General features: G+C 37.5%; 10 protein-coding genes and 1 other RNA gene. All 11 read left to right on the top strand.

Going from position 1 to position 14,693, the window contains the following annotated elements:
• The first annotated feature begins 18 nt into the window (after nt 1–18).
• Nucleotides 19–2,382: a ribonuclease R gene (gene rnr, locus ACGHIY_RS05000; protein ID WP_270278687.1), complete on the top strand. Its 2,364-nt coding sequence runs from the start codon at nt 19–21 to the stop codon at nt 2,380–2,382.
• 8 nt (nt 2,383–2,390) lie between these two features.
• Nucleotides 2,391–2,861, top strand: a complete 471-nt coding sequence (gene smpB / locus ACGHIY_RS04995; RefSeq protein WP_004695987.1) for an SsrA-binding protein SmpB — start codon at nt 2,391–2,393, stop codon at nt 2,859–2,861.
• A gap of 154 nt (nt 2,862–3,015) precedes the next feature.
• Nucleotides 3,016–3,516: a hypothetical protein gene (locus ACGHIY_RS04990; protein ID WP_004695986.1), complete on the top strand. Its 501-nt coding sequence runs from the start codon at nt 3,016–3,018 to the stop codon at nt 3,514–3,516.
• Entirely contained in the window at nt 3,516–4,244 is a 729-nt protein-coding gene (locus tag ACGHIY_RS04985) for a 6-carboxyhexanoate--CoA ligase (protein WP_270278690.1), read from the top strand. Before ACGHIY_RS04990 ends, ACGHIY_RS04985 begins: the two co-directional genes overlap by 1 nt.
• 4 nt (nt 4,245–4,248) lie before the next feature.
• Nucleotides 4,249–5,406 carry an 8-amino-7-oxononanoate synthase gene (bioF, locus tag ACGHIY_RS04980; protein WP_270278691.1) on the top strand — a complete coding sequence of 386 codons (1,158 nt, stop codon included), beginning with the start codon at nt 4,249–4,251 and terminating at the stop codon, nt 5,404–5,406.
• Nucleotides 5,407–5,543: 137 nt separating this feature from the next.
• Nucleotides 5,544–5,885, top strand: a transfer-messenger RNA (tmRNA) gene (ssrA, locus tag ACGHIY_RS04975).
• A 192-nt stretch (nt 5,886–6,077) separates the two neighbouring features.
• Nucleotides 6,078–6,695 carry a Type 1 glutamine amidotransferase-like domain-containing protein gene (locus ACGHIY_RS04970; RefSeq protein WP_008714022.1) on the top strand — a complete coding sequence of 206 codons (618 nt, stop codon included), beginning with the start codon at nt 6,078–6,080 and terminating at the stop codon, nt 6,693–6,695.
• Between the two features lie 246 nt (nt 6,696–6,941).
• Nucleotides 6,942–8,069 carry an efflux RND transporter periplasmic adaptor subunit gene (locus tag ACGHIY_RS04965; protein ID WP_077708465.1) on the top strand — a complete coding sequence of 376 codons (1,128 nt, stop codon included), beginning with the start codon at nt 6,942–6,944 and terminating at the stop codon, nt 8,067–8,069.
• 14 nt (nt 8,070–8,083) lie between these two features.
• Nucleotides 8,084–11,266, top strand: a complete 3,183-nt coding sequence (locus ACGHIY_RS04960) for an efflux RND transporter permease subunit (protein ID WP_390525320.1) — start codon at nt 8,084–8,086, stop codon at nt 11,264–11,266.
• A 155-nt stretch (nt 11,267–11,421) separates the two neighbouring features.
• Entirely contained in the window at nt 11,422–12,363 is a 942-nt protein-coding gene (locus ACGHIY_RS04955) for a manganese-dependent inorganic pyrophosphatase (protein WP_077708463.1), read from the top strand.
• A gap of 103 nt (nt 12,364–12,466) precedes the next feature.
• Nucleotides 12,467–14,656 carry a DNA helicase PcrA gene (pcrA, locus tag ACGHIY_RS04950; RefSeq protein WP_270278693.1) on the top strand — a complete coding sequence of 730 codons (2,190 nt, stop codon included), beginning with the start codon at nt 12,467–12,469 and terminating at the stop codon, nt 14,654–14,656.
• Nucleotides 14,657–14,693: the final 37 nt, after the last annotated feature.

Here is a 14,693-nt window from a genome sequence, read left to right as displayed (position 1 = left end):
TAATAAGGGGGTGCAGACTTGAAGAAGAAGGTATTGGACTTTTATAAATCTATACAACCACATGCATACCATATTGAGGATGCAGCAATGGATAATCGTATTCGAGGTGGCAAAGATCTTGAAATGTTTATTCGATCTGCGAAAATGCTCGCCCGTGAAGGCGTATTAACTTCATCTCGACCAGATGTATACCGATATGAAGATCAACAGCATGAAGAATATGAAGGTATCTACAAAGGATATCGTAAATCTTATGGATTTGTTATTATGCTGGATGATGAAGATATTTATGTAGCAGAACAAAATAAAGGAACTGCTATGCATAATGATAAGGTACGTGTTCGTATTGTACCATCAGATTATACAAAACATAAACGTGAAGGCATCATCGTTGATGTTATTGAGCGTGCTAATGAAACCATAGTTGGTACTTACGACAGACAACAACACTTCGGCTTTGTTGTACCAGATGATGAACGTATTGGAACAGATATTTTTGTAGATTTAAAAGATACTTTAGATGCTCGGAGTGGAGCTAAGGTACTAGTAAAAATTACAAAATGGCCTGAAGGCAATAAAAAACCTGAAGGAATTATAACAGAAATTTTAGGTTATAAGGGGGATGTAGGCCTAGACATCAACTGTATTATGGCTAATCATAAGATTCCTTTTGCATTCCCTAAAGAGGTAATTGAGGCAAGTGAGAAGATAGATACTATTGTTCATGAAGATCCGAAGCGGTGGGATCTTAGAGCCTTACAAATGGTAACTATCGATGGAGAAGATGCAAAAGATCTTGACGATGCTGTAAGTGGTCGTAAATTACCAAATGGTAATTATGAGCTAGGCGTACACATTGCGGATGTTAGTCATTATGTTACTTCAGGCCAGCCTATTGACAATGAAGCATACAAGCGGGGGACTTCAGTTTACTTAGTGGACCGCGTAGTACCAATGTTACCAGAGGTATTATCGAATGGTATTTGTAGTTTAAATGCCCACGAAGATCGCTATGCTATGACGTGTATGATGGAAATTGATGATTCAGGTACAGTTGTTAATTATCGTATTCGTCCGTCTATTATCCATGTAGGACGTCGTTGCAGCTATAAAGAAGTTTATAAAGCGTTAGAGGAAAACATTGTTCCTGACGATTTAGTAGATTTTATTCCTATACTTCGTGACTTAGCAGAAATTTCTAAGATTTTAAATCGTATGCGTCGTCGTAGAGGGGCATTAGACTTTGATTTTCCGGAATATAAGGTATTACTTGATCTCGATGGTACACCGTTGCGTATCGTAAAACGCGATCGAACTATGGCAGAGCGGCTTATCGAAGAATGTATGCTCATTGCTAATGAGACGGTAGCTACGCATTTAAAGGATACTCAACGTACATCGGTATATCGTATTCATGAACATCCTAGTGAAGAAAAATTGGATTTATTCCAAAAGGTATTACATTATTTAGGTCAAACTCTTGTCCTTAGTGCTGATGGTGTAACACCACGAGATTTCCAAAAAATCCTTGATGTAGTGAAGGGACAAGATATTGAGCAAGTGGCTCAAATTATGACCTTACGTTCTATGCAGCAAGCGAAATATAGCATTGAAAACGTCGGCCATTTTGGGTTAGCATCCACTTGCTATACGCATTTTACATCTCCCATTAGACGTTATCCGGATTTGATGGTACATCGACTTTTAAAAGCGGATATGCACTGGAAGGGTGGATACTCTAAACGAGATGTAGATGAAGCTTTCTTAGCTGGTGCTGTGGAACATTCTTCCATACAAGAACAAGTGGCAACCGAGGCAGAACGAGAAACTACTGATCTAAAGAAGACTCAATACATGGTTCCATTTGTAGGCGAAGTTTTTGAAGGCACTATTGCGAGCATAACCTCCTTTGGCATGTTCGTAGAGTTAGAGAATGGTATCGACGGTCTCGTGCATATTAGCATGATGAACGACGATTATTATTTCTTTGACGAAGAACATTTTGTTCTTGTTGGTAAGCGGACAGGTAAAACCTATCACTTAGGTGAAAAGGTTACTGTTACACTTGTAAAAGCCGATGTAGAAAAGAAACAAATCGATTTTGTTCTTGGTGAAGTAGATAATCTGATGGCTATCCAAGAACAATTGAGTAGTGGCTCTGACTATGCTACTAGTCGTGATGGTTTTGGAAATCTAAAGGGGCGAAAGTCATCCCGAAAAAACGGTAGAAAAACTTCTAAACGAGATGATTCAAAAGCTGGGCGTTCTAGATATGATGCTTTCAGTAAAAAATCTAAAAAAGGTAAATCGAGTCGCAAGAAGTCAAATAAAGCTACAAAACGTAGTCAATCTAAAAAATCTAAAAGTAAACGTAAACGATAGAGGAGAATATGGCAAAGAAATCTAGCCCATCGCTTATTGCTGACAATCGTAAGGCGCGTCATGATTTTCATATTCATGAAACCTATGAAGCTGGTATTGCTTTAACAGGAACTGAAATAAAGTCTATTCGTCAAGGTAAGCTTAATCTTAAGGACAGCTTTTGTCGTATAGATAAAGGGGAAATTTTATTGTATGGTGTACATATCAGTCCGTATGAACAAGGTAATCGTTTTAACCATGAACCGGAGCGGACACGCAAGTTATTGATGCATAAATCTGAAATCAATAAGTTACATGCTCAAGTTAAGGAAAAAGGATTTTCTTTAGTGCCGCTAAACTTTCATTTTAGTCACGGTTATGTAAAGGTTACTGTGGGTCTAGTAACTGGTAAGAAACTTTATGACAAGCGTCAAGATATGGCGGAACGTGATGCCAAGCGCGATATTGCTAAGCGAATTAAAGAGCAACAAAAATATTAAGAATTATAAGGAATCAAGTCGATATGGCTTGGTTCTTTTTGTATATTTGTTAACTATGTTATTTTTAGTGGTTGATAAAAATACAGTGAGAATTTATAATGTAAACAATAAGAGATGTTTGTAGTTGACATTTTCTAAGTAGAGGAGATACATTATGAATCAGAACATTCGGTACATTACAGAGGTTGCTATTTTAACTGCCATGATTACTGTATTAGGGGCTATTAAAATACCTAATGTCATTCCAGGTATAGAGTTTCAATTATCAGCCCCGTTGGCGGTAGCGATATGTGCCGTATTCGGATTTAAAAAGTATATTATAAGTGGTTGTTTATCTAGTCTAATAGGCTTAGCATTAGGTACTCAAACTATTTTAAATGTTATGATTGCTATGCAATTCCGGCTCATTGTGGGACTAATCCTTTGGATCTGCCATAATCACATGATAGGTATTATGGTTTCTGGTCCAATTGCATCTGCTTTAGCGCGATTATCTTTGTCTTTATACGTTGGTAAGGCTGCATTACCGATGATAGCTCTCGCAGTTCCAGGTATGATCTTTACAGTAATTATGGCACCAGTATTTGTGAAAGTATTCTATAAAATTCACAACCAAGTACCTCAAAGTAATGTAGTTAAAGGTAAGGTATCATAATGGACGAATTATATAGTGTGCGTATGCGCGCGGCTCAAGGTGGTCCCCATGAAAACGGGGGCCACCATATTTCTGGCGCAGAACGCATTGTGACCTTAAATCAAGTTGGATCTATTGCCCAGTCTTTAGCCGAACGAGCGCTGCATCATAGTAAGGGGACAGCTGATTTTATTAATATTACAGTGGACTTAATTCCTGCAGAAACAATTACATATATAGAATGTTTAAAGGTAAATGAACATTTGGCGAATACTGTTGCCGAGGCACATCAATTAGCTGTTGAACTTTTACAGGGCGCTGATATTAGTGAAACTGCTGTTAAACATGCTATTTATCTATTAGAAGGTTTAGATTCATCTATGCGAGGTGCTATGTTGGTTGATGCAATTTCTGGTGAGCGCATAGATTCTGGTAACCGTGGTGTTCGCGTGAGTCATATGGACTCCTTTGACTCTGAAAAACTAGGGGAAAATGAACATATGAGAGAGGCCTTAGTATTGGCTTCTAAAGTGCAATCTGCAGAGGGGATTGTAGGTGAATTATGTTGGTCTGATGATCCTGATTACACAGTAGGCTATGTTGCTTGCAATGATATTTACCATCGAATTCCTAGCATGAAAGAATTTGGATCTAATCTAGGAGGGCGTGTATTTTTTGTTAAACCAAATACTGATGTGGACTGTGTAATCAAGTATTTGGAAAAAGCACCAGTACTTGTTCAGCGGTGATTGTATGTATAAATTCTTCCAAGAGCAATTAAATAATAAAATCAATAACCTAAATTTGCGTACATTAACGGAATATTGCCCTATAGACGCAGTACGTGTTAAAAGAAATGATAAAGAATATTTGATGATGGCGTCAAATAATTATTTAGGTCTTACTTTTGATGAACGTGTAATAGAGGGGGCCATTAAGGGAGCTCAACAATATGGTACTGGATCAGGTGGATCGCGTCTGGTATCCGGTACATTTCCCTTGTTTACAGATCTTGAAAGAGAACTAGCAAAATTTAAGAATACAGAAAAAGCTCTCGTCTTTAATACGGGTTACATGGCAAATGTAGGTACTATTTCTGCCATAGCAGATAAAAATATGACCATTTTTAGCGATGAATTAAACCATGCTAGTATTATTGATGGTTGTAGATTGAGTAAGGCTACTGTAAAAGCCTATAGTCACTGTGATGTAGAGGAGTTAAAGTTTTTACTTAAACAAGTAGATCGTAATGCACGTAAGCTCATTGTCACAGATGGGGTCTTTAGCATGGATGGCGATATAGCCTTATTAGATAAGCTTTACGAGGTTAGCCGTGAGTATAATGCTTTACTTATGGTAGACGATGCTCATGCGACGGGGACCATTGGTAGCGGTCATGGAACGGCTGCTTATTATGGTCTCGAGAAAGAAGTGGATATTCAGCTAGGTACATTGAGCAAATCGTTAGGTTCTGTTGGCGGCTATGTAGCTGCTAATAGCACCATCATTGATTATCTTGTGAATATGAGTCGTAGCTTTATATTCTCCACTGCATTATCTCCTGCTGACATAGGGGCAGCCCTGGCTGCGTTGCATATTCTTGAGTCTGATACATCTGTATTAGGACGTTTACAAGAGAACGTAAACTATATGGCTCTTCAATTGATTGCCATGGGAATTGAAGCGACCAATGAAACTCCAATTTTCCCAATATTAATCGGAAGTAATGAAGATACACTAGCAGTATCTGATTATCTATACAATGCTGGAATTATAGGTACAGCGATACGTCCGCCTACAGTTCCTGTTGGTGAAAGTAGAATTCGTTTAACCGTTACAGCTGCTCATAATAAAGAACAAATTGATTATGTGTGCCGGACATTGGATAAAGCTATCAAAGAATTGAATTAATTTTATGATTCTATATAATAGCTTCATTTGTAGTAGTGGATAAAGTAATCTAGAAGTTATAGATTTAACTGAATTATAAAGGCTCTATATAATTGACAGCTGTATTAAATGGGCTTATAATTATGAGACCGACGCACGGGGATGTAAAGGTTTCGACAGGGGTGCGTGTGGTATAGATAGCGAGTCGGCGTTCCATGAGGCCGTTAAACGGTGGGAAAACATTTAAACGCAGAAGAAAATTTTGCATTAGCTGCATAAGCTACGTCCCTCATACTTGTGCCTACCAAGTGTGAATGGACGTCAAACAGTAGGCTGGTCTAATTTAGTTGTTCATATGAATTAGGCGAGACAATATGAACTGGGGTTGTGTAGCTTGTCTGTGAGCGATAGCAACCCGAGATCTCAATCATAGACTGTGCTCGGAGAAGTCTATATGGCAACACTCTTGGACAGGGGTTCGACTCCCCTCATCTCCACCAAATAAGAAGCGTACATTTTAAGAAATAAGTTTGCGCTTACAGATAAATTTGTGATTATTCGGCTATAATAGATAAAGGAAAGCAGATTAAGTGGTTTTAAAACCGTCTAGGTAGATTCTTAGGCGTTTTTTTGTATATTAATAATAAAATTTTCAAATTAATTTAAATAAAGAGTCTTTGAGGTGATAAAGCATGGAAATTTTACTTATGTCATATTTAGCAGGAACAAAAAATATAACAAAAAAGTATCTTTCAAAAATGATTTCGAATAAAATAGTTTTTATTCCTACTGCTGGAAATGTTGAACCATATACTGGATATATTGATGAAGGTGTTGAGATGTTAAAGTCTTTAGGATATGAATTGGAAATTATTGATATTTCTAAATATGATGAAGATTATTTAAAGAATAAACTTTCAAAGACTGAATGTATCTGTATATCTGGTGGTAACACATTTTATCTATTACAAGAGCTGAAAAAGAAAAATCTTATAGGCCTACTTTATGAAAGAATCAAAGAAGGCTTATTATATATTGGTGAATCTGCTGGCGCAATTATTATGTCTGAAAATATTGAATATAATCAGATAATGGATGATAAAAGTATAGCATCTGAATTAGATGATTATATGGGTGTAAATGTATTTAATCATTATGTTGTGCCTCATTTAGGAGAGTATCCATTTGAAGAGACTGCTCAGAAAACATTAGATACTTATCAAAATAAGATACCATTAGTGCCGATAAACAATAATGAAGTAATCTTAGTTGAGGATCATGGTTATACGGTATTAACTGAAAAAAAGTAAACTAGTAATATATAGTTTTATAATTCTAAAACTATTTAAGTTCATATTGAATATAAAATGTCAATAGTTTTTAACATTTTTGTTGCATACAATATATGTGGGTTTAATCAGATTTTATCTATGTTCTACAAAAGTAGAGGGGTATCGGAAAAATTGACTTTATCTATAGAATCCTGTAAAATATATAAAGAAATTTATGTAATTATGACACATAGATGATTAGTTTCGTGTAAAGGAGTACAGATAATGAAGTTCCGTTATTCCCGTATGTTAGCGGCTCTCGTTGTATCCGCTGTAATGGTTGCTGGTTGTGGCAGTAATCAACAGCAAGCAGGTGACGTGAGTGTCAATGCATACAAAATTACTGCAAGTGATGCACAGGTAAACCAAACCTATGCTGGTACGGTAGTTGCAGAAAACTCTGTAGCTGTACATGCTCGTGTAACTGGTTACGTAGTTGAAAAATTTGTTAAAGGCGGGGAGCAAGTTGTAGCTGGCCAGCCATTATATCGTATCGATTCTCGTCAATACGAAGCTACTCTTGCTAATGCAGAAGCACAAGCAGCTCAAGCTAATGCAAACTATAAAAATGCTGAAGTAGACCTTAATCGTTATGAAACATTAGCTCAACAAGATGCTATTGCGCAACAACGTGTAGATACACAACGCAGTACTGTAGAACAAGCTAAGGCAGCTTATGAAGCATACCAAGCATCCGTAAAAATTGCTCAAGATAACTATGGCGATACAATGGTATATGCACCATATTCTGGTACATTACGTATGGATGATATCGATATGGGGACATTTGTACAAGCAGGTTCTACAACATTAGTAACTATTGATTCTATCGATCCTATCTTTGTTGAATTTAGTATGACAGAGCAAGAATATCTTGACTTCATGAAAAATCCAACTGGCGATGATTCCAATGGTCCAAATATTCAATTAAAACTTGCTGATGGCGAAACGTATAATCAACCGGGTTCTATTGTTCAAGCCGCAAAAAGTCTTGATCAATCAACAGGTAAGCTTGTGTTGAAAGCATCTTTCCCAAATCCTGATCATTTGTTGTTGCCAAATATGTTTGCTACAGTGATTTCTCCTGGTCAAAAACTTAAAGATGCTATTCTTGTTCCTAGTCGTGCCATTCTTCAAATCATGGATAAAAACTTTATCTATGTTGTAAATGCTGATGGTGTAGTAGAACAAAAAAGTGTTGAAGTTGGCGGTACAAGTGGTAGCGATACAATTATTAAAGCCGGTTTAGCACCTGGAGACACAATCATCGTTGATGGCTTAACTAAGGTTAAAAACGGTGTGAAGGTTAATGCTAAATTGCTTTCAAAAGAACAATTAAAAACTACAAAATAGAAGGGGGCTAGATCGTGTCGAAATTCTTTATTAATCGACCTATCTTTGCCATTGTAATAGCCATTGTTATTACCTTGGTAGGTCTCATTTCTATGATGAACCTTCCGATAGCTCGATATCCACAAATTTCTCCACCTACAGTTCGTGTAAACACTGCCTATACAGGTGCAACGGCTCAAGTTGTTAATGATACGGTAGCCAGTGTTATTGAAACACAAATCGTAGGCGTACAAGATATGGACTATATGACATCTAGTAGCTCTAGTAATGGTAGTTACTCTTTGACTGTTCAGTTCAATCAAGGCACAGATGCCGATATGGATACGGTTAATACACAAAACCGTGTACAAGCAGCACTTGCTCAATTACCTGCAGAGGTACAAGCAGTTGGTGTTACAACTACTAAATCTTCTGGTGATATGGCTATGGTATTTTCCTTGAACTCACCTGATGGTACTTATGATTCTACATTCTTAAAGAACTATAGTACCAACTATATGATGGATGCTATTAAAGCCATTAAGGGTGTCGGTTCTGTACAAGAGTTCGGTTCTGATTATGCTATGCGCATTTGGTTAGATCCAGCGAAGATGCAAAATCTTGGTGTTACCATTTCTGAAGTAACAGCAGCTATTAAGGGACAAAACTTACAGGCTGCTGCAGGTACAGTTGGTCAAAATCCTACTAATGGGGAACAAGCATTTCAATACCCTATCAAAATTGAAGGTCGTCTTGTAACACCTGAACAATTTGGTAATATTGCTATTAAAAGCTCTAATGGTAAGGTATTGCATCTAAAAGATGTTGCTCGCATTCAAATTGGTGCTAAAGGATATGACTTTATTGCTAAGTCCGCACATAAAGAGGTAGCAGGTTTTGCTATTTCCTTACAAAATGATGCCAATGCATTAGAAACTATTGCGAATGTTAAGAAGGTACTAGATGAACAATCTAAATCCTTCCCACCAGATATGCAATATAACGTAGTTGTAGATAATACTAAATTCGTAAGTGCCTCTATTAATGAGGTAGAGCATACCTTTGTAGAAGCATTACTACTCGTTCTTTTTGTAGTATATGTATTCTTACAATCCTGGCGATCTACAATTATTCCTATGATTGCTGTGCCAGTATCTTTGCTTGGTACATTTGGGGCATTCGTATTATTAGATTTCTCCATCAATACATTAACTCTATTTGCCATGGTATTGGCTATCGGCCTCGTAGTTGACGATGCTATCGTAGTAGTAGAAGCGGTAGAGTACGAATTACAATATAATGGTTTGTCTCCTAAAGAGGCGGCTATTAAAGCGATGGAAAATGTACAAGGCCCTGTAATTGGTATCGCCTTTGTATTGGTAGCGGTATTCGTACCGGTTGCCTTCATGGGTGGTATGACAGGTATCCTTTACAAACAGTTTGCTTTAACAATCGCTGTATCTGTTGTTATTTCTGCGATTGTCGCTCTTGTTTTGACACCAGCCCTATGTGCTACGATGTTAAAACCTCACACACCTAAAGAGCGTGAAGACTGGGTACATCGTCAGTTAAACAAATTTAATGCAGCTTTAGAGCGTTTTAGCAATTGGTATGGTATCCAATTGGCTCGTTTAAGCCATCGTTTGAGCTTAACTGTTATTGCATTATTAATCTTTGCTGGTGGTACAGGTTTAGTATTCCACTTCTTACCAACATCCTTTGTACCTGCAGAGGATAGTGGTTACTACATGATTGCTGTTAATGAGCCACCTGGTGCTACATCAGAACGTACTATGGCTACACTTGAAAAAATCGCATCTTTCTTGGAAGGTAAAAATGATCCTGAAAAGCCTAAGGATGAACAATTATTCCAAGAAGTATTTACTGTAGCAGGCTTTGACCTTTTAGGTGGCGGTCAAAAATCTAGTGCTGGTGTAATTTTTGCAACCATGTCTGACTGGAAGTATCGTACAACACAAGCTACATCCATTAATGCTATGATTGGTCAAACATTTGGCTTTGCTGCACAAGGTGTTCCTGAAGCTACAGTTATTGCATTGAATCCACCATCTATTCCTGGTCTTGGTACTACTGGTGGTTTTAGCATGTACATCATCAACAAAGCTGGTGATAGCCCACAAGTTATGGCGGAACGTGCTAATGAATTCTTAGCAGAAGCTCGTAAGAGCCCTGCCATTCAATCTGTTTACACTACCTTCGATACATCTACACCATCCTTACAATTTGATGTAAACCGCGAAAAAGCGGCCCAAGATGGTGTGGCATTAGCAGATATTTTTACTACATTACAAGGTTTCTATGGTAGTATTCAAGTCAATGACTTTACTACATATGGTAAAAACTACAAAGTAGTAGTTCAAGCTGAAGACGCTTATCGTCAAAATGCAGATCAGCTTAATATGTTAGCTGTTCGTAATAGTAAGGGCCTTATGGTTCCAGTTTCTAACTATATTACGAAGGAACAAACTGGTATGCCATCTAGTATTACACGTTTTGATAATGCTATGGCTGTACAAATCGGCGGTTCTCAAGCACGTGGTTACTCCTCTGGTGATGCTATTAATGCATTGAAAGAGGCGGCAGCTAAAACGTTACCAGCTGGTTATACATATGACTGGGCAGATCAATCTCGTGAAGAATTGAAAGCTGGTTCTCAAACCATCATGATTCTTGGTTTAGGTCTAGTATTTGTATTCTTAATCTTGGCTGCTTTGTATGAATCTTGGAAGGTTCCATTTGCCGTATTGTTCTCTGTACCATCTGGTATGATTGGAGCTTCTTTAGTTCCATTCTTGTTGAATTTTACAGGTAGATATTCCTTAGCTAACGATATTTATATGCAAATCGGTCTTTTGACCCTTGTTGGTTTGGCCGCAAAAAATGCGATCTTAATCATCGAGTACGCTAAGATTCGTGTAGACGAACGTGGTATGAACGTTGTTGATGCCGCTATCGAAGCTGCAAAAATTCGTTTACGTCCAATCTTGATGACATCCTTTGCGTTTATCCTTGGTGTATTGCCATTGGCATTGTCTTCTGGTGCTGGTTCTGGTGCTAGAACAACTATGGGTATTACAGTAGTAGCAGGGATGACAACAGCAACATTGTTTGGTATCTTTATCATTCCAATGTTGTTTATCATCATTGAAACACTTGGGCCTGGTTTATTGACAAACCGCAAAAAAAAGCACGACTAATCATCTACATTAGATAATTTTGTAGAATGATAAAAACACGCCACTACTTAGTAGTGGCGTGTTTTTTTATATAATTTATGATATAATAATAGAGTTAAAAATCGGATTGACGTAAGTCGATATTAAGTGTGAAATTAATATAAAAGAGGTATATTATGAGTGAAGTAAAAACATATGTAGCAGGTCATAAAAGCCCTGATACAGATTCCATTTGTTCTGCTATTTCTTTTGCTAATTTGTTAACTCAAATGGGTACACCAGCAACTCCAGTATGTGCAGGTGAAGCGAACAAAGAAACAACATACATTTTGAACCATTTTGGTTTTGAACATCCACAAATCGTTAAGAACTGGGAAGAATTTGCTCCAGAAGGTGGCAACTTATACCTAACAGACCACAATGAATCTAAACAAATCATTGACGGTTACAAGTCTATGAATATGTGCGGTGTTGTGGATCATCACCGCATTGGTGATTTCGAAACTGATGGTCCTGTATTCATGCGTTTAGAACCAGTAGGTTGCTCTAATACAATCATTACTAAATTATACATAGAAAACAATCAAGAAATTCCTAAAGGTATTGCTGGTTTGATGTTATCTGCTATCATTTCTGATACTGTATTATTCCGTTCTCCAACATGCACAGAAACAGATAAAGAAATGGCTCATAAATTAGCTGAAATCGCTGGTGTTGACATCGAATCTTATGGCCTTGATATGTTAAAAGCTGGTGCAGACATTTCTGATTTGACTAATGATGATATTGTTCGTACTGATATGAAAGAATTTTCTGAAGCAGGTAAAACAATTTCTATCGGCCAAATTTCTGTTATGGATACAACAGATGTATTGGCTAAACAAGGGGAACTTGTAGCGGCTTTAGAAGCTCTTCGCAGTGCTAACAACTACGATGCATCTTACATTATGGTTACAAATATTCTTGATGAAAGCACTACATTGCTATTCAGTGGTGATGTTGAGGCTGTAGTAACAAAAGCATTCGAAAAAGAAGTTAAAGACAATGGTGTATTCTTGCCAAATACTATGTCTCGTAAAAAACAAATCGTACCACCAATTCTTGGTGCTATGAAATAGTATAGTAGTATACAAAGATAAAGAACGTTGCTTGCAACGTTCTTCTTCTCTATTTATATGATTATCAAACTATAGTATTTGTAAGGGCGATAGGGGTGTTCCGATGAATTCATTACTAACAGGTTTAAATAAAGAGCAGCAACAAGCCGTTCAACATACGGAAGGCCCTTTATTGATTTTAGCTGGTGCTGGATCTGGTAAAACAAAGGTGTTAACCGTTCGCATTGCACATTTATTAGCTCAAGGTGTTAATCCATATGAAATCTTGGCGATTACATTTACCAACAAAGCGGCTAAGGAGATGAAAAGCCGTGTAGAAGGTCTTGTTGGTGATGTAGCCAATCGCATTTGGCTCAGCACATTTCATAGCTTCTGTGCGAAATTCTTGCGTTTTGAATTAGATAACTTCTTAGGTTATAACAGTAACTTTACAATCTACGATACATCTGACTCTCAAGCTGTTATTAAGGCTGCTTTAAAAGCATTAAACCTCGACGATAAATACTATCCTGTAGGTGCTATGATTGGTGCCATATCTGATGCAAAAAATAAATTGTTATTTGCCTCAGATTTTAGAAAGCAAGCAAGAGACTTTTACCAAGAAAAGGTTGCTGATGTATATGAGTATTATGAACGGGAATTGCGTAAGAATAATGCTCTAGATTTTGATGATCTTTTATTGGTAGCTGTTAAATTATTACAGTCCAATGAGGCTGTGTTAGATAAATATAGCAAACGTTTTCGTTATGTTATGATCGACGAATATCAAGATACGAACCATGCTCAATATTTATTGGCTAAATTATTAGCCTCTCATTGGAAAAATATTGCCGTTGTAGGTGATGCTGATCAAAGTATTTACGCATGGCGTGGCGCAGATATTCAAAATATCTTGGACTTTGAAAAGGATTATCCGAACTGTACATCCATCAAGTTGGAACAAAACTATCGTTCTACAAAGATTATTCTTGATGCAGCCAATGCGGTAATTGAAAATAATGAAGGCCGTCCTAAGAAAAATTTATGGACAGATAAGACAGAAGGGGCTAAAATTCAGCATTTTACGGCTCAGTCTGAACATGAAGAAGCTGCTTTCATCGGCGATACTATCGCTAAAAAGCACGATATTCATGGTGTGCCTTATGGTGATATGGCTATTTTGTACCGTACAAATGCTCAATCTCGTGTACTTGAAGAAGCGCTGATTAAACGGGCTCTGCCATATACGATGGTAGGGGGCACGAAGTTCTATGATCGTAAAGAAATTAAGGACGTTTTAGCTTACTTACGCGTGTTATATAATCCATTCGATGATTTGAGTTTATTGCGCATCATCAATGTACCTAAGCGTAGTATTGGTGCTACTACAGTGGCAAAACTACAAGATTATGCTCGCGCAAATGGCACGTCCTTGTTTATGACATTAACACAGTTGCATCTAGTAGATACGATTAAAGGTAAGACAAAGGAAAAGTTAGAGGAATTTGGTATCCTTATCTTTACTCTCGTAGCTGAAATGGAAGATAAAACGGTACTTGATATCTTAGAATCTATTCTCGATAGAACCGGTTACTTGGCACAATTAGAAGAGAGTACAGATCCACAAGATCAGGCTCGCGCTGAGAATATCGGTGAACTTTTATCTGTAGCTAAAGACTTCCAAGATACAAATCCAACTGGTACAGTGGAAGACTTCTTGGAACAAGTAGCACTTGTAAATGATGTTGATTCTTTCGAGCAAGAAGAGTCTAAAGTTACATTGATGACATTACATGCTGCGAAAGGTTTGGAATTCCCTATTGTATTCTTAGGTGGCTTGGAGGAAGGTTTATTCCCTCATAGTCGCACCTTGATGAACCCTGAGGAAATTGAAGAGGAACGCCGCCTTGCTTATGTAGGTATTACTCGTGCTGAAAAGGAATTATATATTTCTAATGCCACTACGCGTACCGTATTTGGACGCACTAGCAGCTATTTACCATCTCGTTTTATCGATGAAATTCCAGAAGAGTTAGTAGATGGCTTACGTGCTAAGCGTAAAGTGCCTGATGATATTAAACGTCATGTACCTCAACATATGAGTGTTACTAGCCGCCCCGTGACGAAGCCAATCGTACGCAATGAAGTAATTGCTGACTGGAAGGTGGGCGATACGGCGATTCATAGTAAATGGGGGAATGGCAAAGTAATCAACGTAACTGGTGAAGGTGCTGGTATGAAATTGACTATTGAGTTTCCTACACAAGGTGTGCGCGTTGTAATGGCAAAATTTGCACCAGTTAAAAAGGGATGATTATCCTAATTATGTATATGGTTAAATGGGGAACATA

Origin of the sequence: Veillonella parvula (assembly GCF_042850485.1) — a bacterium.
Lineage (GTDB): Bacteria > Bacillota > Negativicutes > Veillonellales > Veillonellaceae > Veillonella > Veillonella parvula_Q.
Note: the sequence above shows the minus strand (reverse complement) of the source record. Positions and strands in the feature narration are given on the sequence as shown.